Origin of the sequence: Streptomyces kebangsaanensis (assembly GCF_001906585.1) — a bacterium.
Classification (GTDB): Bacteria; Actinomycetota; Actinomycetes; order Streptomycetales; family Streptomycetaceae; genus Streptomyces; species Streptomyces kebangsaanensis.
On record NZ_JUJA01000158.1, the window covers coordinates 77081 to 95365 of the forward strand.

The following is an 18285-nucleotide window of genomic DNA, read 5'->3' on the forward strand; positions in this document are numbered from 1 at the left end:
GTGTGGCAGGGGGCGGCGCAACCAGGCGGTGAGGAGTTCGTTGCGGCGCACCACGGCCGGGCGGCCGGTGCGCGGGCCGGGTGCCGGGTGGTGGTGGGCGACCACCTCGGGGCAGTGGGTGACGCCCCAGCCGCGGGCGGCCAAGTCGTAGGCGAGCAGGGTCTCCTCGGCGGCGAAGAACAGCAGCGGGTGGAAGCCGCCGGCGTCGAGGTAGGCGGTGCGGCGGGTGACGGAGGCGCAGGCGAGGAAGCCGAGGACCTGGGTGCCGGGCAGGTCGGTGGCGGGGCCGAGCGGGGAGTCGGCGAGCACCTTGTCGAGCGGATCCGGTTCCTGTTCGGGGCCGACGAGCGTGCGGGCGGCGAGCAGGCCGAGCCGGGGGTGGGCGTCGAAGAGGCGGGCGGCCTCGGCGAGGGCGCCGGGCGCCCACCAGGAGTCGTCGTCGCTGAACGCCACGTAGGGGGTGCGCAGGGCGCGGACGCCGTGTGTGCGGGCGAGGGCGCCGCGGTTGAACGGCAGTGCCAGTACGCGGACTTGGGGGAAGTCGCGGGCGAGCATGGTGCGGGTGCCGTCGGTGGAGGCGTTGTCGGCCACGACGACCTCCGGCCGCTCGGGCAGGGCGAGCAGGTGCCGGAGGGTGGCGGCGAGGCCGGCGGAGCGGTTGCGGGTGGCGATGACGACGCCTACGGGTGAGCGTTGCATGTGCCGTTGCATGTGCCGTTCCGTGTGCGGGTCGACCTCGGTCGGTCCGACGGCTCGGGGAGCGCGTCGAGGGCGTTCAGGACCTCGTCCGTGCCGATCCTCAGCAGCGCGGGGTCGGGGCGGCGGCCGTGCGGGTCGCCCGGCGGGCCGTGCCACAGGGCGAGGTGGCGGGGGTCGCCGGGGGGCGGGCCCCAGCGGCTGGGCGGGACCGGGCCGCACAGGGTCACCGACGGGGTGGCGTGCGCGACCGCGAGGTGTGCGATGCCGGTGTCGCCGCTGACGACGGCACGGGCGCCGGCGACCAGCGCCGAGAACCGGTCGAAGGACGGGCCGCCGCCGAACACGTCGGTGTCCGGCAGGCCGGCCCGCTTCGCCAGGCGGGCGACGAGGTCGCCCTCGTCCGCTCCCCCGGTGACGACGACGCGATGTCCGCGGGCGCGCAGCGCTTCGGCGACGGCGGCGAACCGTTCGACGGGCCAGCAGCGGGCCGGGGACCCGGCGCCGGGGTGCAGGACGACGGCGCCCGGGGCCGGGGAGGGCGCGGTGGGCGGGGCCAGTCGCAGATCGGTGGGGTCGGCGTCGACGCCGTACCAGCGCAGCAGCCGGCACCAGCGCTCCCGCTCGTGCTCGTCGGCGCACCACCGGGGGCCCTCGGCCTCGGGCGTCCCGGGGTGCGCGAAGGCGAACAGCCGCCCGGGGCCGAGCCCCGCGAGCAGCCGGTGACTGGGCGGCCCGTTGCCGTGCAGGTCCACGGCGACGTCCGGGGGCGGCCCGGTCCAGCCGATCCTCCGGGGTACGGCCCGCCCGGGCGCCGAGGCGTCCAGCAGCCGGCCCACGGCTCCCGTCGCCGCGGCCACCGGCGCCAGCTCGGCGGGCGCGGCCAGCACCAGCTCGTGCTCCGGGAACCCGCGCCGCAGCGCCCGCAGCGCGGGCACCCCGGCGAGCAGGTCCCCGAGCCCGAGGGCACGCAGCACCAGGAGGCGGGGGACCGCGTGCCCGGTCAACGCGTCCCCTCCGCCGCCCTGGCCATGAGGGCCGTGGAGGAGCGGCCGTCCAGGTAGGGGAGGAGGACCGCCTGGCCGCCCCACTCCTGCAGGAGGACGGCCTCGGGGAGTTCGGCACCGGCGTAGTCGCCGCCCTTGACCCAGACGTCGGGGCGGAGTTCGGCCAGGAGGCGCTCGGGAGTGTCCTCGTCGAAGACGGCGACGGCGTCGACGCAGGCCAGGGCGCTCAGGACGCGGACGCGGTCGGCGAGCGGGTTGACCGGGCGGCCCTCGCCCTTGCGGCGGCGCACGGAGGAGTCGGAGTTGACGCAGACGACCAGGCAGTCGCCGATGCGCCGGGCGGCCTGGAGGAGGCCGACGTGTCCGGCGTGCAGCAGGTCGAAGCAGCCGCCCGCGGCGACGACGGTGCCGCCACTCGCGCGAACGCGGGCGATCAGGTCGGCCGGGTCGTCGCCGAGGGGCGGCGGGTGCGGGGTGTCGAGCACGCCGCCCGCGCCGCCCGCGGCCACGAAGGCGGTCGCGGCGGTGACCGCCCCCTCCACCGCCTCCCCGACCAGCGCACCGTCCGCGAGCAGTCCGGCCGCCGTGGCGGCGAAGCGGTCGCCGGCACCGCACGGGTCGCCGTGGTGCGCCGCCGTCACCGGCACCAGGAGCGGATGCTCGCCGTACGACAGCAGCGCCCCGCGCGCCCCGAGGGTCACCGCGACGGCGGCGGCCCGCCAGTGCCGTACGAGCGTGGAGGCCTCGTGGGCGACGGTGCGCAGCTCGTTGCCGTCGTGTCCGGCGGGGCCCTCGTCTTCCCCCGGCTCGGCCGCGAAGCCCCGGGCCTCCGTCCGTGACGGGGTCACCAGCCTCGTGCCCGGTACCGGTGGGCCGCCCCGGGGGTGGGGATCCCACACCACCGGGGGGCGTGCGCGCAGTTCGGCGCGGAGGGCGTCCGCCGTGCCGCGGCCGTAGTCCGAGACCAGGACGGCGGACGCCGGGCCGAGCACCGCGCGGGCCTGTGCCGTGGCCCTGCGGACGCGGCCGGAGCCGCGGTCCAGGCGGACCACGGGACGGCCCTGGGCCAGGACCCGGGTCTTCTCCGGCAGCCCGCCGGACAGCGGCAGCGCCACCAGGGTCAGCCAGGGTTCCAGGAGCCGGCGCAGTTCGCGGGCGGCCGGGCCGTCGTCCAGGCCGGTGACCAGGGTGACGTCGCGGCCGTCGCGGGCGGCGAGGTACGCGGCGAGGGCGGCGCCTCCGGGCCGTACCCGCTCCGCGCAGTCGGCGACGACCGGCACGGGCGCGTCGGGCGCGAGCCGGTCCGCGTGCCCGGTCAGGTCGCGGTCCAGCAGCGCGTCGCCGACCACGACGAGAGGTGCCTTCCCCGTCATGTCACCTCCCGCCCCGCTCGAGGGCCGCGTCGAAGGCCGCGCAGATCATGTGCACCGCGACGAGGTGGAGTTCCTGCACGGTCGCCGTGGAGCCCGCGGCCACGCACAGCGCCTCGTCGCTGCCCGCGCTCAGCGGGTTGGGCGCCGGCCCGCTCAGCGCCCACACCCGCAGGCCGGCCGCGCGGCCCGCGTCGGCGGCGGAGAGCAGGTTGGCGCTGGCGCCGCTGGTGGACAGCAGCACCAGTACGTCCCCGGGGCGGCCGTGGGCGCGGACCTGGCGGGCGAACAGCTCGTCGACGCCGTAGTCGTTGGCGATGGCGGTGGTGCTGGAGGTGTCCGCGTGCAGGGCGATCGCGGAGAACGGGGGCCGGTCGTCGCGGTAGCGGCCGACGAGTTCGGCGGTCAGGTGCTGGGCCTGGGCGGCGCTGCCGCCGTTGCCCGCGGCCAGCAGCCGTCCGCCGCCGCCGAGGACGGCGGCGAGCTGCTCCCCCCAGCGTTGGGTGATGTGCGCGGAAGCGCGGAACCGTCCGAGGGCGGTGAGGAGTTCGTCGCAGTGGCCGACGACGGCGGGGGTCCCGACGCTCATGACGTCACCTCCGGGTGGTTCGTGGAACAGCGGTCGGCACGGTCGGTGTGATCGGTGTGCCTCACGCCACCTCCGACTTCAGTTCGTGGCCGGCCAGGACCCGCCGGTAGACCTGTTCGACGCCGTCGGCGACGCGCCGCCAGGTGAAGCGGGCGAGGACGCGTTCGCGGCCGGCGGCTCCGTAGCGGCGGCGCAGCCGGTCGCTGCCGAGCAGGTCGCGGGCGGCGGCGGCGATCGCCGCGGGGTCNNCCCTCGGCGACGAGCCGGCCGGTGCGGCCGTCGGCCACCGAGTCGCGGTGGCCGCCGACGTCGGTGGCGACGACGGGCACCGCGCAGGCCATCGCCTCCAGCGGCACGATCCCGAACGGCTCGTAGACGGGGGTGCACACCACCAGGTCGGCGCTGCGCATCAGCGCGGGCATCCGGGCCGGGTCGACGGCGCCGAGCAGCCGTACCCGGTCGCCGACGCCCTCCCGTTCGGCCAGTTCCCGCAGCCGTTCGGCCTCGGGCTCGGTGTGCAGCAGGTCGGGCGGCGGGCCGCCGGCGACGAGGAGTTCGGTGTGCGGGATCCGGGTCAGCGCCCGGATGGCCTGGTCGTAGCCCTTGCGGGGGACGAGCCGGCCGCAGGCGAGGAACCGGTGCCGCTGGGCACGGGCGGGCGCTTCGGCGGCCGGGGCGCCGGGGTGGAAGTGGCCGGCGTCGACTCCGCAGGGCACCACGGAGACCTGGCGCGGGGAGATGCCCATGCCGGCCAGTTCGTGGACCTCGTCGGTGCAGGTGGCCAGGACGCGGTCGCAGGTGCGGCCGATCTGCCGCTCGACGCCGACGCGTTCGACGGGGCTGGTGTCGGCGCGGCCCTGGTGGCGGCGCTTGACGGTGCCGAGGGCGTGGAAGGTCTGGACGACCGGGACGCCGTGCGGGCCGGCGCCGAGCAGACCGGCCATGCCGGACATCCAGAAGTGGGCGTGCACCACGTCGGGCCGCTCGCGGCGCCAGACGCGGGCCAGATGGGCGCCGAAGGACGGCATGTGCGGGAACAGGGCGTCCTTGGGGAGGGGTTCGGGCGGTCCGGCCGGTACGTGCTCGACGACGGCGCCGCCGGGCAGCGGCACCCGGTCGGGCAGGTCGGCGCTGTCGCGCCGGGTGTGGACGGTGACGTCGTGCCCGCGGCGCGCCAACTCCTCGGTGAGGCGGGCGACGTACACGTTCTGTCCCCCGGCGTCGACCCCGCCGAGCGCGGCGAGCGGGCTCGCGTGCTCGGACACCATGGCGATCCTCATCGGGTCACCTCCTTCAGCAGCCGCTCCCAGTCGTCCAGGAAGCGGGTCAGCCCGTAGCGGGCGAGCGCGGCGGCGCGTGCTCCCTCGCCGACCATGCGGGCGTGCAGCGGGTCGGCGACGAAGTCCCGTACGGTGTCGGTCAGTACGTCGATCCGGTTGGAGACCACCCCGGCGCCCGGGGGCACCGCCTCGGTGACCTCGGTGGTGGCGAGGGCGACCACGGGCATGCCCAGGTGCATCGCCTCCAGCAGGGACAGGCCGAGGGAGGTCCAGCGGACCGGGTGGAGGTAGAGGCGGCGCCTGGCCATCGCCGCGTGCAGGTCCTTCTGGACGAGTTCGTGGGAGCGGCAGCGGCCGGGCGGCAGGCCGAGGTGGCCGGCGAGGCCGTCCGTGCCCATGCCGAAGACGTCCAGGGGAGCGGCGTGCGCGAACGTCGGCAGCAGGTCCGTGCCCGTCGTACGGCCGCGCCGGACCGGCTCGTTGACGACGACGGCCGCGTGCGGCACCTCGCCGGTCCACAGCGGACCGGGGTCGACGATGCCGTGTTCGATGACGGTGGTCCCGGCGCCTCCGGCGTCCCACATCAGCCGGTTGAAGTGGGTGACGTGCACGAGCGGCACGTCACCGGGCAGGTCGGCGACCGGGTGCCGGGTGTCGGGAACCCCCGGGGAGCAGCCGTGGGGGGCGTTGTGCTCCAGGTACACCATGGGCGGCCGGCGGCCCAGCCACCGCCGCACGAGGTCGTACTCGTGCGGGCGTTGCAGGACGACGAGGTCGATGCCGGCGTCCCGCAGCCTCTCCGGCGGGAGTTCGACCACGGAGTCCGGCCAGTCGAAGGTGCGGGCGCGGCCGAGGCCGTCGGGTCCGCGGCCGGGGGTGACGGGGACGACGTAGGTGTGCGGGCCCTGGACGAACGCGGTGGTCCAGGAGCCGTGCACGTGCCAGATGAGGATCCTCACGCCTTCATCACCTTCTCCACCGCGGCGAGCACGTCGTGCGCGGTCACCGACTCCAGGCAGGGGTGTCCGGGCACCGGGCAGTTCCGGGCGCGGCTGCCGGCGCACGGTGCGCCCTGGTCGCCGAGCAGCACGTACGGCACTCCGTAGGGGCGCCAGCGCTCGGCGGGGACGACCGGTGCGAACAGGGAGACGACGGGGGTGCCGACGGCGGCGGCGAGGTGTGCGGGGCCGGTGTTGCCGGTGACGACCGCGCGGGCCCCGGCCAGTACGCCGGCGAGTTCGGCGGCGCCGGTCCGGCCGCCGAGGTCCAGGCCGTGGGTGCCGGCCGCATGGGCGGTCAGGTCCCGTTCTCCCCCGCCCCCGGTCACGACCACCCGGTGCCCGGCCGCGGCGAGTTCCCATACGGCCTGCGCGCAGCGCCGCAGGCTCCAGGCGCGGGCGGGCACGCTCGCGCCGGGGTGCAGCACGACGTACGGCCGCGGGCCGGTGAGGCGGGCGGTGTCCGGCGGGGGCAGCACGCGCGGCCGCCCGTCGTCGACGCGCGGGAACCCGGCGGCCTCGGCGAGGTCGAGCGCGGCCTCGGCCTCGTGGGCGTGCGGGGCGCGCCGGTGGCGTACGTCGAGCAGGGAGCCGGGGTGGTCCACGCTGTCGGCGGCGATGTGCCGCACCCCGGCCAGGCGCAGCAGCAGGGCGGTGGGCAGCGGGGACTGGTGGAAGGAGGTGAGGACGAGGGCGGTGTCGGCGTCGAGGGAGTCGAGCAGTTTCCCGATCTCCGCCCGGTCCACGGGCGGCGGTTCGAACCCGGCCCAGGGCGCGTCCCACACGAGCACCTCGTCCACTCCGGGCAGCAGCCGCGCGGCGGGCTCGCCCCGCGGCCCGCACAGCAGGGCCACCTTCTCGGCCCGGGCGGCGACGGCACGGACGGCGGGCCCGGCGAGCAGCACGTCGCCGAAGCTGTCGAGCCGGGTGACGAGCGCCTTCACCGCCGCCTCCGGTCGGCTCGTTCGGACGCGGGCCGCTCCCCGGTGGTGTAGGCGGCCCTGATGGGGCGTTCGTCGGCCAGGATCCGTCCCCGCGGCGGACCGGTCAGGACCGCGCGGACGGCGGTCAGCAGGTCGGGGGCCACGTGGTCGGCGGCGGTCGTCTCCTCGGGGCGGGTGGCCGGGGTGGGCACGAGGATGCCGTGGGCGCCGGCGCGGCGGGCGGCTTCCACGTCGGCGCCGATGTCGCCGATGACGACGATGTCGCCGGGCGGGGTGCAGATGCGGCCGGCCGCCCAGAGGATCATGCCGGGGCGGGGTTTGCGGCAGTGGCAGCCGTCCTCGGGGCCGTGCGGGCAGACGGCCCACACGTCGAAGGGGCCCAGCAGCCGGTCGACGCGTTCGTTGACGCGGCGCACGTCGGCGGTGCTCAGCAGCCCGCGCGCCACCCCCGACTGGTTGGTGACGACGCCGGTTCCGATGCCCTTCGCGCGCAGCAGTTCCAGCGCCTCGCGGGCGCCCTCGACCGGGCGGACCCGCTCGGGGTCGCCGTTGTGGGGGACGTCCTCCACGAGGGTGCCGTCGCGGTCGAACAGCACGGCCTTGACGGGGTTCATGCGGCCACCTCCCGCCAGGCGGGGGCGTCCCGGTGGCGCCACAGGCCGGTCAGCCGGTGCCAGGTGGCCGCGGGCGGGATGAGGACGCTGGTGACCACTATGGTGGTCACCTCCTCGCGGGTGCGCGGCCCGGGGGCGATGCGCGCCCAGGCGAACTCCGCGGTGCCCGCCGCCCAGCCGAGCCCGGCCACGGCGGCGGCGCGGGGCCGGCCGGCCGCGGCGAGTGCGCAGGCCGCGACAGCGGCGGCGGTGACGGCGAGGTGGGAGCGGATCCGGCCGCGCGGGGCCACCGCCTTCTGCCACCAGTCGGGGCCGTGCAGGCGCAGCATCAGCGCGTCGTCGGCGTTGCCGCGCTGGGCGCGCAGCGACACCCAGCGGTCGGCGGGGCGGACGGGGTGGCGGGTGGTGCGGCGGCCCCGTCGGATGCGCCAGCCGGCGTCCAGGACGCGCAGTGCGAGGTCGGCGTCCTCGCGGAAGGCGCGTGTGAAGCGCTCGTCGAAGCCGGCGACCTGTTCGAGGGCGTCGGTGCGGTAGGCCATGTCGGCGGTGATCCAGCGGGCCCGGGCCAGTCCGGCGGTGCCCCGCTCCCAGTCGGTGGGGCGGCGCTCGCCGGGCAGCGGCACGGCGATCACACCCTGCACGGCGCCGGTGTCGGGGCTCGCCTCGGCCAGGTCCTGTGTGAGCTGGTCGCACCAGTGCGGGCCGACCTGGACGTCGTCGTCGAGGAAGGCGACCCAGGGCGCGGTGACCGCGCGCAGCCCGGTGTTGCGGGCGGCGGCGGGGCCGCGGCCGCCGCTGGTGAGCACGGTGGTGCGGGCACGCAGGTCGCCCAGCGTGCTCAGCGGGTGCTCCAGCGCGTCCGGTTCGGGCTCGGGCCGGTCGTCGACCAGGACGATCTCGTCCGGTCGCGGTCCGGTCGCGGCGGCGAGGGCGGCCAGGCAGTCGGCGAGGGTGCCCCGCGCGAGCGTGGGGACCACCACGGCGTAGGCGGGCCCGGTCACGGTGGTGCGGCCGTCGGTGCGGGTCATGCGTACGCCCTCCCCCTGCGCACCGCGTACGGGCCGATCGCCAGCAGGTCGACGGGCGCGGAGCCGAAGCACTCCAGCGCGTCGCGCGGGTCGTCGACCATGGGCCGGCCGGCGGTGTTGAGGCTGGTGTTGACGACGGCGGGCAGCCCGGTGCGCTTCTCGAAGCCGCGCAGCATGCGGGCGACCAGCGGTTCCCGGCGTTCGTCGACGGTCTGGACGCGGGCGGTGCCGTCGACGTGCACCACGGCGGGGACGCGGTCCTGCCAGTCGCGGTGGACGTCGTGCACGAACAGCATGTACGGGCTGGGGATCGGCCCCCGGAACAGCTCGTGGGCGCGTTCGGCGAGCACCATGGGCGCGACCGGCCGGAACTCCTCGCGGCCCTTGACCCTGTTCAGCCGCTCCAGGTTCTCGGCCCGGCCCGGGTGGGCGAGCAGGGAGCGGTGGCCGAGGGCGCGCGGTCCGTACTCGCTGCGCCCCTGGAACCAGGCCACGACCCCGTCGCGGGCCAGTTCCTCGGCGACCGCCTCGGCGATGTCGTCGGGCCGCTCGTACGGTACGGCGGCCTCCTCCAGCCGGGCGCGCAGTTCCTCGTCGCTCCAGCCGCGTCCGAGGTCGGCGCCGGGCAGGGGCTCGGGGGCGGCGCCCTCGCTCGCGGCCAGGTACAGGGCGCCGCCGAGCGCGGTGCCGGCGTCCCCGGCGGCGGGCTGCACCCACACGTGCCGGTACGGGCCCTTCGCGGCGATCTTCGAGTTGGCGACGCAGTTGAGGGCGACGCCGCCGGCCATGGTCAGGGCCTCGCCGCCCGCCTCGCGGTGCAGCCAGTGGGCGAGTTCGAGCAGGGTCTCCTCCAGGGCGGCCTGGCAACTGGCCGCCAGGTCGGCGTGGTCCCGGGTCCACGGCTCGCCCTTGGCCCGCGGCGGGGCGAGGGCGGCCCAGTCGACGCCGTGGGCGCGGAAGCCGCCGTCGCCGGTGGCGTGGACGTACGGGCGCAGCCTGGACAGGAAGCGGGGCTTGCCGTAGGAGGCGAGCGCCATGACCTTGTACTCGTCGCTGCTGCGCAGGAAGCCGAGGTGTTCGGTCAGCTCCTCGTAGAGCAGGCCGAGGGAGTGGGGCAGGGCCTGCGCGGCGAGGGTGTCGAGCTTGCCGTCGTGGAAGCGTCCGGCGAGGTGGGAGGCGGCCTCGCCGCGGCCGTCCAGGACGAGGACGGCGCTGTCCGGGTGCGGGGAGGCGGGCCCGGCGGAGGCGGCGTGCGCGACGTGGTGCGGCACGAAGACGACCTTGGCCGGGTCGAGTCCGGGCAGCGCCTCGGCGAGGAACTCGGGGGTGCGGCGGGCGTACTCCAGGCGCAGCGGGTCCCACGGGTCGGACAGGCCCATGTCGGCGGCCGGGCGGGCCAGGGCCGGGTCGAAGGAGTACGTGACGGCGTCCAGATCCCCGGGCCCGATGCCCGCGTGCTCCAGGCACCAGCGGGCGGAGAGTTCCGGCAGTTCCCACGCGGAGAACGGCACCGGGCGCTTGCCGTGCTTGCGTCGGCTGAAGCGCTCCTCCTCGCCGGCCGCGACCGTCGTGCCGTCGACGACGAGGGCGGCGGCGGGGTCGTGGAACAGGGCGTTGATACCAAGGATGCGCATGGGGGCGGCTCCGTCCCGTTCGTCGGATGGTTCGGCGTGTGGGGACCGTGAGGGCATTCGGGCTTCTGGGTGCCGCGCCCCGGCTGTCTCAAACACGTGAAGCCAACCGGCCGCCGAGAAGGCGGAATTTCCACTCCATGTCACGCTTTGGACACCTGTGGTGAAGTTCCCTGGCCAGGGCGGGGCAGTACGGTTCAGGACACCGCGGTCTACTGCCTCCTGCCGCCCACTGCTCCGGGAGGCTCCCGGGCCCTACGCGGCGGCGGAGTGGGCGAACCACCCGATGGTGCGCCGGAGCCCCTCGGTCCAGGTCACGTGCGGCTGCCAGCCGAGCCGTTCCCGGGCCAGGCGGGTGTCGGGCCTGCGCCGTCCGGGGTCGTCGACGGGGCGGTCGACGAAGCGGACGCGGGAGGCGGAACCGGTGAGCTCCACGATCCGGCGGGCCAGCCCCAGCACGGTGATCTCGTCGGTGCCGCCGATGTTGACCGGGCCGGTCTCCCCGGAGGCGGCCAGGGCGAGTACGCCGTCGACGGTGTCGTCGACGTAGCACAGCGAGCGGGTCTGGCTGCCGTCGCCGGCGACGGTGAGGGGCATGCCGTCCAGGGCCTGGGCGATGAAGGTGGGCACCGCGCGGCCGTCGCCGGTACGCATCCGGGGGCCGTAGGTGTTGAAGATGCGGACGATGGCGGTGCCGGTGCCGTGGACGCCCCGGTGCGCGGTGACCAGGGCCTCGGCGAAGCGCTTGGACTCGTCGTAGACGCTGCGCGGGCCGACCGGGTTGACGTTGCCCCAGTAACCCTCGTGCTGCGGGTGTTCGAGCGGGTCGCCGTAGACCTCGGAGGTGGAGGCCAGCAGGAAGCGGGCGCCGTCGGCGCGGGCGCGCTCCAGGACGTTGCGGGTGCCGGTGCTGCCGACGTCCAGGGTCTGCAGCGGCAGCCGCAGGTAGTCGGCGGGCGAGGCCGGGCAGGCGAAGTGCAGGACCAGGTCGAAGCGGCCGGGCAGGCCGCGTACGGCGTCGGCGTCGGTGGCGTCGGCGCGTACGAACCGGAAGCCGCGGTGCTGTTCGAGTTCGGCCACGTTGGCGTGGGCGCCGGTGGCCAGGTTGTCCAGGCACACGACCGCGGTGCCGGCCTGGAGCAGCCGCGCGCACAGATGGGATCCCACGAAGCCGGCTCCGCCGGTCACCAGGGCCCGGCGCCAGGTGCGTCCGCTCACGGGACTCTCCTCACTCTCGCCTTCACTTGCGTGACGGCTTGAGTAACCCGGCGGCCGAAGGGCCACACATCGGCCGGCGGGACCCGGTCGGGCTTTCGCCGTCGGGTCGCGCCCGAGGCCGTGCCGGCCGCGGACCGCGGGCCCGGGCTCAGGTCTCGTCACCGAGCCGTCGCCGGAACCGCCGCCCGGGCCGGCCGCCGACGCGCAGGTCCTCCACCGCGGTGAACCCGTTGCGCCGCAGTACGGCCTGGGAGGCCGGGTTGTCGAGGGTGGTGACGGCGGTGAGCGCGGAGAGCCGGTACTCCTCGGCCGCGAGCCGGCAGACCTCCCCCACGGCGGCGGTCGCCAGCCCCCGGCCGGCGGCCCGCTCGCCGATCCGGTAGCCCAACTCGGCGCAGCCGTCCGCGATGTCGACGAGGTTGACGCGGCCCACCAGGACGCCGTGCCGGTCCAGGACGAGGTGGAACCGGCAGACGCCGGCGTCCTGCTCGGCGAGCAGGGCCCGGTGGCGGGCGGCGAACTCGGTGAAGTACGCGTCCCCGCGGTCCGGAACGGAGCGGGCGAAGTACCGGCGGTTCTCCCGTTCGAAGGCCAGCAGGGCGTCCGCGTGGTCGGGACGCAGTCGCTCCAGCGTCAGCATGGACGAGAGGATACGGCCACACGGGTGACTCGGTGGTGGATGTGCTGTTGGGCGGGGCCGGATGCTTACGATCGTCCTGTGGTCACCTTCTCTCTCGAGCGCACCGCGCCGCTGCCCCTCGACGAGGCGTGGCGGCGGATCACGCGGTGGTCGCGGCACGCCGACACCGTTCCGCTGACCCGCATCACCGGGGTCACGCCCACGCCGACCCGGGTGGGCACGGTGTTCGTGGCCCGTTCGGGCATCGGCCCCCTCGGCTTCGACGACCCGATGGAGGTCACCGTCTGGCGCCCGCCGGCCGACGGGGAGCCGGGGCTGTGCCGGCTGGAGAAGCGGGGGCGGGTGGTGCTGGGCTGGGCCGAGCTCGAGGTGCGGCCCGGACCCGGGGGGCGTACGCGGGTGCGGTGGCGGGAGGAACTGCGCGTCCGCTTCCTGCCCGGCCTGTTCGACGGGGTGCTGCGGCAGGGGTCGCGCGCGGTCTTCGGGCGGGCGCTGAACCACGTGCTCAGGCAGCCCTGACGCGGCGTCACGCCGTGCCCGTGAGGTGTTCCGGGCGGACCGGTGTGCGGTTCAGCTCCAGGCCCGTGGCGTCGCGGATCGCCGCGAGGACGGCCGGGGTGGACGACAGGGTGGGGGCCTCGCCGACGCCGCGCAGTCCGTACGGGGCGTGGTCGTCGGCGAGTTCGAGCACGTCGACGGGGATGGTCGGGGTGTCGAGGATCGTGGGGATCAGGTAGTCCGTGAAGGACGGGTTCCGCACCTTCGCCGTCCTCGGGTCGACGACGATCTCCTCCATGACCGCGATGCCGAGCCCCTGGGTCGTACCGCCCTGGATCTGGCCGGTGACGGACAGCGGGTTGAGCGCCCTGCCGACGTCCTGGGCGCAGGCCAGCTCGATCACCTTCACCAGGCCGAGCTCGGTGTCGACCTCGACGACGGCGCGGTGCGCGGCGAAGGAGTACTGCACATGGCCGTTGCCCTGGCCGGTGCGCGGGTCGAAGGGCTCGGTCGGCCGGTGCCGCCACTCCTCCTCGACCTCGACGACCTCGTCCCGCACCACGTCCACCAGGTCGGCGAGCACCTCACCGCCGTCGGTGACGACCTTGCCGCCCTCCAGCAGGAGTCCGGCCGTCGCCCAGCCGGGGTGACGGGAGCCGAACCTGCGGCGGCCGATCTCCAGGACCCTCTCGCGCACCAGCTCGCAGGCGTGCTTCACGGCACCCCCGGTGACGTACGTCTGCCGGGAGGCCGAGGTCGAACCGGCGCTGCCCACCCGGGTGTCCGCCGGGTGGATGGCCACCCGGGTGACGCCCAGCTCGGTGCGGGCGATCTGGGCCTGGACGGTGACACCGCCCTGCCCGACCTCCGCCATCGCGGTGTGCACGGTGACCACCGGCTCCCGGGCCACGACCTCCATGCGGACCTTCGCGGTGGAGTAGTCGTCGAATCCCTCGGAGAAACCGACGTTCTTGATGCCGACCGCGTAGCCCACCCCGCGTACGACGCCCTCGCCGTGCGTGGTGTTGGACAGGCCGCCCGGCAGCTGCCGCAGGTCCACGCCCTCGCTGGACTCCCACTGGCGCTCCGGCGGCATGGGCATCTCCTTGACGCGGCGCAGGAGTTCGGCGACCGGTGCCGGGGAGTCGACCCGCTGCCCGGTCGGCATGACCGAGCCCTGGGACATGGCGTTCAGCCGCCGGAACTCCACCCGGTCCATGCCGACGGCGTCGGCGAGCCTGTCCATCTGCGCCTCGTAGGCGAAGCACGCCTGGACCGCGCCGAAGCCGCGCATGGCGCCGCAGGGCGGGTTGTTGGTGTAGAGGGCGAGGGCCTCGACGTCCACGTGGTCGACCTCGTACGGGCCGACGCCGAGCGAGGCGGCGTTGCCGACGACCGCGGGGGAGGCGGAGGCGTACGCGCCGCCGTCGAGCACGATCCGGGCCCTGACGTGGGTGAGTCTGCCGTCCCTGGTCGCGCCGTGCTCGTAGGACAGCTTGGCCGGGTGGCGGTGGACGTGCCCGAAGAAGGACTCGAAGCGGTTGTAGACGATCTTGACGGGCCTGCCGGTGCGCAGCGCCAGCAGGCAGGCGTGGATCTGCATCGACAGGTCCTCGCGCCCGCCGAACGCGCCGCCGACGCCGGCCAGTGTCATCCGCACCTTCTCCGGCGGCAGGCCGAGCACCGGGGCCATCTGGCGCAGGTCGCTGTGCAGCCACTGGGTGGCGATGTGGAGGTGGACGCCACCGTCCTCCTCCGGCACGGCGAGGCCGGACTCGGGGCCGAGGAAGGCCTGGTCCTGCATGCCGAAGCGGTACTCGCCCCTGACGACGAAGTCGGCCTTCCTCGCGGCCTGTTCGGCGTTGCCACGGATGACGGGCTGGCGGTGGAGGACGTTGGGGTGGGGGACGTGGGCGCAATAGTGATCGGTGCGGTTCTCGTGGACGAGGACCGCGTCCGGGGCGGTCGCGGAGGCCTCGTCGGTGACGATCGGCAGCTCCTTGTACTCCACCCTGATCCTCGCGGCGGCGCGGCGGGCGATCTCCGGGTGGTCGGCGGCGACGAGGGCGACGGGCTCGCCGTGGTGGCGGACCTTGCCGTGGGCGAGGACCGGGGTGTCCCGGATCTCCAGACCGTAGTGCCTCACACCGGTCGGCAGGTCGTCGTAGGTCATCACGGCGTGGACGCCCGGCGTGGCCAGGGCCTCGGAGACGTCGATGGACAGGATCTCGGCGTGCGCGACCGTGGAGCGCAGGGTCTGGCCCCAGAGCATGTCCTCGTGCCACATGTCGGAGGAGTACGCGAACTCGCCGGTGACCTTGAGGGTGCCGTCCGGGCGGAGCGTGGACTCGCCGATGCCGCCCCTGGTCCGGGAGTCCTGGGTGGTCTTGGCGGGGATGCCGGTGGGGGTACCGCCCTGCTCGAACGCGGTGGAGAGCTCGGGGGACGTCATGCTCGGCCTCCCTCGGACTGCCGGGCGGCGGCCAGGCGGACCGCGTCCATGATCTTCTCGTAGCCCGTGCAGCGGCACAGGTTGCCCGACAGGGCCTCGCGGATGTCCTCGTCGGTCGGGTCCGGATTGCGCTCCAGCATCTCGTCGGCGGCGACCAGCAGGCCCGGGGTGCAGAAGCCGCACTGCACGGCGCCGGCGTCGATGAACGCCTGCTGGATCGGAGCGAGTCCGGCACCTTCGCCGGTCCGCGCGCCCGTTCCGCCCGCGCGCCGCCCGGCGTGGTCCGCCAGCCCCTCGACGGTCACCACCTCGCGGCCCTCGGCCTGTCCGGCCGCGACCAGGCAGGAACACACCGGCACGCCGTCCAGGAGCACCGTGCAGGAGCCGCACTCGCCCTGCTCACAGGCGTTCTTGGAGCCGGGCAGGCCCAGGCGCTCGCGCAGGACGTAGAGCAGGGACTCGCCCTCCCAGACGTCGTCGGCCTGCTGCGGGCGTCCGTTGACGGTGAGGTTGACGCGCATCAGGAGGCTCCCTTCGAGGTGTCGCGGTACGACTCCCAGGTCCAGGTGAGCGTCCGGCGGGCCATGACGCCGACCGCGTGGCGGCGGTAGTCCGCGGTGCCCCGGACGTCGTCGATCGGGGCGCAGGCGGCCGAGCACAGCTCCGCGAACCGCTGGGCGACCGACGGGGTGACGGCCTTTCCGCTGTCCCAGGAGCCGCCCTCCTCCAGCGCCGCGTTCAGGAACTCCTCGGCGGCCCTGGCCCGGATGGGCGTGGGGGCGGCCGAGCCGATGCCGGTGCGCACGGTGCGGGTGTCGGGGTGCAGGGCGAGGCCGAAGGCGCACACGGCGATGACCATGGCGTTGCGGGTGCCGACCTTGGAGAACTGCTGCGGGCCGTCGGCCTTCCTGACGTGGACGGCGCGGATCAGCTCGTCGGGCTGGAGGGCGTTGCGCTTGACGCCGGTGTAGAACGCGTCGATCGGGATGAGCCGCGACCCCCGTACGGACTCGGCCTCGACCTCGGCGCCCGCCGCCAGCAGGGCGGGGTGGGCGTCGCCGGCCGGGGAGGCGGTGCCGAGGTTGCCGCCGACACCGCCGCGGTTGCGGATCTGCGGGGAGGCCACGGTGTGCGAGGCGAGGGCGAGGCCCGGCAGCTCGGCCCGCAGGTTCTCCATGATCTTCGTGTACGGAACGGAGGCGCCGAGCCGCACGCCGTCCTCGCCGGTCTCCCACTCGTGGAGCTCCGGGATCCGGGTCAGGTCGAGCAGGTACTCGGGCCGGCGGTGACCGAAGTTGATCTCGACCATCACATCGGTGCCACCCGCGATCGGCACGGCGGTGGGATGCTCGGCCTTGGCGGCGAGCGCCTCCTCCCAGCCGGCGGGGCGAAGGAAGTCCATGGCCGGCCCTCTCCTTCTTCGTCTCGCAGTGGGGTCAGTACACAGCTGTTGCTCCCTCGTGGTCAGTCACCGAAAACCTGAAGGGTTTGGCCGGCCAGAGCAGTCATCTTGTAGATTCATATGAAAGAAGGCCGTCAGCAACCCCTTGGGTTTCCTCCGTAACAGAGGCCACGGCCGGTCAGTTTTCGAGTACATGGAACGGCGGCGACGAGAATGCGGCTGCGCGCACTGCTGGACACCGATGCGCTGGGCCTGAAGCTGCTCGGCGGGGAGGAGGAGCTGGACCGCACCGTGCGGGGCGTCATGACCACCGACCTGCGCGATCCCAGCCGCTACCTCTCCGGCGGCGAGCTGGTGCTGTCCGGGCTCGCCTGGCGCCGGAACCCCTCCGACTCCGAGCCCTTCGTGCACGCCCTGGTGCAGGCCGGGGTGGCCGCGCTGGCGGCCGGTACGGCCGAGTTCGGCTGCGTGCCCGACGACCTGGTGGTGGCCTGCGCCCGGCACCGGCTGCCACTGTTCGCGGTGGAGGAGTCGGTGGCGTTCGCGACGGTCACCGAGCACGTCGTACGGCAGGTCTCGGGCGAGCGCGCCGGCGACCTCGCGGCCGTGGTGGAGCGGCACCGCAGGATGATGACCTCCGGTCCGGCGGGCGGCGGCCCGGACGTGGTGCTCGACCTGCTGGGCTCCGACCTGGACCTGCGGGCCTGGCTGCTCTCCCCCACCGGCCGGCTGATCGCCGGACCCAAGGCGGCGGGCCCGGCGCTGTCCGCCCGGACGTGCGCCCGGCTCGCCGGCGAGCACCTGGCGGCCGTCCGCACCGGTCACCGCGCCCCCCACCGGGTGACGCTGGACTCGACGACGTACTCCCTGTTCCCCATCCGCAGCACCGGGCGCTCCCCGCGCACCTCGCGGGAGGTACGGGAGGACGTGCGGGAGACGGGGCTGTCGGACTGGGTGCTGGCCGTGGAGGCCGACGCGGGCGACTGGCCGGAGCAGCGGCTGGACCTGCTCCAGGGCGTGACCCAGCTGATCGCGGTGGAGCGGGACCGCCGGGACGCGGCCCGCACGGTGCGCCGGCGGCTCGCCCAGGAGGTGCTGGAGCTGGTGCAGTCGGGCGCGCCGCCCGCCGAGATCGCCGCGCGGCTGCGGGTCGCGGCACCGGTGCTGCTGCCCGGCCTCGGAACGGCCCCGCACTGGCAGGTGGTGGTGGCCCGGGTCGAGTGGGACGGCGGGCGGGGCGGGAGCGGGCCGGTCGCCCAGTCGCTGCTGGAGGAGATCCTCGTCGATCCCGGCAGCACGGGTCCCGAGCCCTCCGACCGGATAGCGGTCGCCCACACGGGTGCGGAGGCGGTCGCGCTGGTCCCGCTCCCGGCCGTCCCGGCGGAGCACGAGGACTCCGGGGCGGGGATCGCCGCCGACGCGCTCCTGGAGGCCGTACGGGACCCGCTGTCGGCCGGTCTGGACGGCGACGGGCGGCTCACGCTCGGCGTCAGCGCGGCCGTGCACTCGGCGGAGGGGCTGCGCGGGGCGCTGGAGGAGGCACGGCACGCCCGGCGGGTGGCGGCGGCGCGCCCGGGGCGCGTCTGCGCGGCCGGCCACCAGGAGCTGGCCTCCCACGTCCTGCTGCTGCCCTTCGTCCCGGACGACGTGCGCCGCGCCTTCACCGCGCGGCTGCTGGACCCGTTGCGGGACTACGACCTCCGGCACCGCGCCGAGCTGATCCCCACCCTGGAGGCGTTCCTCGACTGCGACGGCTCCTGGACGCGCTGCGCCACCCGGCTCCACCTGCACGTCAACACACTGCGCTACCGGGTCGGGCGGATCGAGCAGTTGACGGGCCGTGACCTGTCCCGGCTGGAGGACAAGCTGGACTTCTTCCTCGCGCTGCGCATGAGCTGAGCGAACGGCGCGCGGCGGG

17 protein-coding genes and 1 pseudogene are annotated in these 18285 nt (G+C 75.4%); 2 read left to right on the forward strand and 16 right to left on the reverse strand.

Going from position 1 to position 18285, the window contains the following annotated elements:
- The 13 genes and pseudogenes from RH94_RS28925 to RH94_RS28980 form a co-directional block, all read right to left on the reverse strand.
- Positions 1-699, reverse strand: a 699-nt coding sequence (locus tag RH94_RS28925) for a glycosyltransferase family 2 protein (RefSeq protein ID WP_234426116.1), incomplete at its 3' end; no start/stop codon positions are given.
- Positions 681-1703: a glycosyltransferase family 9 protein gene (locus RH94_RS28930; RefSeq protein ID WP_073951299.1), complete on the reverse strand. Its 1023-nt coding sequence runs from the start codon at positions 1701-1703 to the stop codon at positions 681-683. The genes RH94_RS28925 and RH94_RS28930, both read right to left, overlap by 19 nt.
- A complete protein-coding gene (gene rfaE2, locus RH94_RS28935) occupies positions 1700-3076 on the reverse strand; it encodes a D-glycero-beta-D-manno-heptose 1-phosphate adenylyltransferase (RefSeq protein WP_073951300.1) in 1377 nt (458 codons plus the stop codon). The genes RH94_RS28930 and rfaE2 overlap by 4 nt, the downstream gene beginning before the upstream one ends.
- A 1-nt stretch (position 3077) precedes the next feature.
- On the reverse strand, positions 3078-3662 hold the full coding sequence (locus tag RH94_RS28940; RefSeq protein WP_073951301.1) for a D-sedoheptulose-7-phosphate isomerase: 585 nt from the start codon (positions 3660-3662) through the stop codon (positions 3078-3080).
- Positions 3663-3723: 61 nt separating this feature from the next.
- Positions 3724-3909 (reverse strand): glycosyltransferase (locus RH94_RS44940; protein WP_234426117.1); only part of this gene is annotated, 186 nt, incomplete at its 5' end.
- Between the two features lie 2 nt (positions 3910-3911).
- Positions 3912-4942: pseudogene (locus RH94_RS28945) on the reverse strand (glycosyltransferase); the annotation flags it as partial.
- Positions 4939-5901: a glycosyltransferase gene (locus tag RH94_RS28950; protein WP_073951302.1), complete on the reverse strand. Its 963-nt coding sequence runs from the start codon at positions 5899-5901 to the stop codon at positions 4939-4941. The gene RH94_RS28950 and the pseudogene RH94_RS28945, both read right to left, overlap by 4 nt.
- Positions 5898-6884: a glycosyltransferase family 9 protein gene (locus RH94_RS28955; protein WP_073951303.1), complete on the reverse strand. Its 987-nt coding sequence runs from the start codon at positions 6882-6884 to the stop codon at positions 5898-5900. Before RH94_RS28955 ends, RH94_RS28950 begins: the two co-directional genes overlap by 4 nt.
- A complete protein-coding gene (locus RH94_RS28960) occupies positions 6881-7498 on the reverse strand; it encodes a D-glycero-alpha-D-manno-heptose-1,7-bisphosphate 7-phosphatase (protein WP_073951304.1) in 618 nt (205 codons plus the stop codon). Before RH94_RS28960 ends, RH94_RS28955 begins: the two co-directional genes overlap by 4 nt.
- On the reverse strand, positions 7495-8526 hold the full coding sequence (locus RH94_RS28965; RefSeq protein WP_073951305.1) for a glycosyltransferase: 1032 nt from the start codon (positions 8524-8526) through the stop codon (positions 7495-7497). Before RH94_RS28965 ends, RH94_RS28960 begins: the two co-directional genes overlap by 4 nt.
- Positions 8523-10160, reverse strand: a complete 1638-nt coding sequence (locus RH94_RS28970) for a carbamoyltransferase family protein (protein WP_073951306.1) — start codon at positions 10158-10160, stop codon at positions 8523-8525. Before RH94_RS28970 ends, RH94_RS28965 begins: the two co-directional genes overlap by 4 nt.
- 252 nt (positions 10161-10412) lie before the next feature.
- Positions 10413-11375: an NAD-dependent epimerase/dehydratase family protein gene (locus RH94_RS28975; RefSeq protein WP_073951307.1), complete on the reverse strand. Its 963-nt coding sequence runs from the start codon at positions 11373-11375 to the stop codon at positions 10413-10415.
- 148 nt (positions 11376-11523) lie between these two features.
- Positions 11524-12015: a GNAT family N-acetyltransferase gene (locus RH94_RS28980; protein WP_073951308.1), complete on the reverse strand. Its 492-nt coding sequence runs from the start codon at positions 12013-12015 to the stop codon at positions 11524-11526.
- A 78-nt stretch (positions 12016-12093) separates the two neighbouring features.
- Between RH94_RS28980 and RH94_RS28985 the strand changes: the two genes are divergently transcribed.
- Positions 12094-12534, forward strand: coding sequence for an SRPBCC family protein (locus RH94_RS28985; protein WP_073951309.1), 441 nt, complete (start codon positions 12094-12096; stop codon positions 12532-12534).
- 7 nt (positions 12535-12541) lie between these two features.
- Here RH94_RS28985 and RH94_RS28990 read toward each other — a convergent pair whose 3' ends face one another.
- The 3 genes from RH94_RS28990 to RH94_RS29000 are packed head-to-tail and all read right to left on the reverse strand — an operon-like array spanning position 12542 to position 16367.
- Entirely contained in the window at positions 12542-14965 is a 2424-nt protein-coding gene (locus RH94_RS28990) for a xanthine dehydrogenase family protein molybdopterin-binding subunit (RefSeq protein ID WP_073951310.1), read from the reverse strand.
- A complete protein-coding gene (locus tag RH94_RS28995) occupies positions 14962-15486 on the reverse strand; it encodes a (2Fe-2S)-binding protein (protein ID WP_073951311.1) in 525 nt (174 codons plus the stop codon). The genes RH94_RS28990 and RH94_RS28995 overlap by 4 nt, the downstream gene beginning before the upstream one ends.
- Entirely contained in the window at positions 15486-16367 is an 882-nt protein-coding gene (locus tag RH94_RS29000; protein ID WP_073951312.1) for an FAD binding domain-containing protein, read from the reverse strand. Before RH94_RS29000 ends, RH94_RS28995 begins: the two co-directional genes overlap by 1 nt.
- 213 nt (positions 16368-16580) lie before the next feature.
- On the opposite strand from RH94_RS29000, the gene RH94_RS29005 reads away from it, so the two are divergent.
- Positions 16581-18266 carry a PucR family transcriptional regulator gene (locus RH94_RS29005; RefSeq protein WP_073951313.1) on the forward strand — a complete coding sequence of 562 codons (1686 nt, stop codon included), beginning with the start codon at positions 16581-16583 and terminating at the stop codon, positions 18264-18266.
- Positions 18267-18285: the final 19 nt, after the last annotated feature.

Excerpts from the sequence above, each read along its gene's own strand:
- RH94_RS28990 (WP_073951310.1), bottom strand. The coding sequence starts at position 14,965 with ATGACGTCCCCCGAGCTCTCCACCGCGTTCGAGCAGGGCGGTACCCCC.
- RH94_RS28965 (WP_073951305.1), bottom strand. The coding sequence starts at position 8,526 with ATGACCCGCACCGACGGCCGCACCACCGTGACCGGGCCCGCCTACGCC.
- RH94_RS28980 (WP_073951308.1), bottom strand. The coding sequence starts at position 12,015 with ATGCTGACGCTGGAGCGACTGCGTCCCGACCACGCGGACGCCCTGCTG.
- RH94_RS28970 (WP_073951306.1), bottom strand. The coding sequence starts at position 10,160 with ATGCGCATCCTTGGTATCAACGCCCTGTTCCACGACCCCGCCGCCGCC.
- RH94_RS28960 (WP_073951304.1), bottom strand. The coding sequence starts at position 7,498 with ATGAACCCCGTCAAGGCCGTGCTGTTCGACCGCGACGGCACCCTCGTG.
- RH94_RS28995 (WP_073951311.1), bottom strand. The coding sequence starts at position 15,486 with ATGCGCGTCAACCTCACCGTCAACGGACGCCCGCAGCAGGCCGACGAC.
- rfaE2 (WP_073951300.1), bottom strand. The coding sequence starts at position 3,076 with ATGACGGGGAAGGCACCTCTCGTCGTGGTCGGCGACGCGCTGCTGGAC.
- RH94_RS28940 (WP_073951301.1), bottom strand. The coding sequence starts at position 3,662 with ATGAGCGTCGGGACCCCCGCCGTCGTCGGCCACTGCGACGAACTCCTC.
- RH94_RS29000 (WP_073951312.1), bottom strand. The coding sequence starts at position 16,367 with ATGGACTTCCTTCGCCCCGCCGGCTGGGAGGAGGCGCTCGCCGCCAAG.
- RH94_RS29005 (WP_073951313.1), top strand. The coding sequence starts at position 16,581 with ATGCGGCTGCGCGCACTGCTGGACACCGATGCGCTGGGCCTGAAGCTG.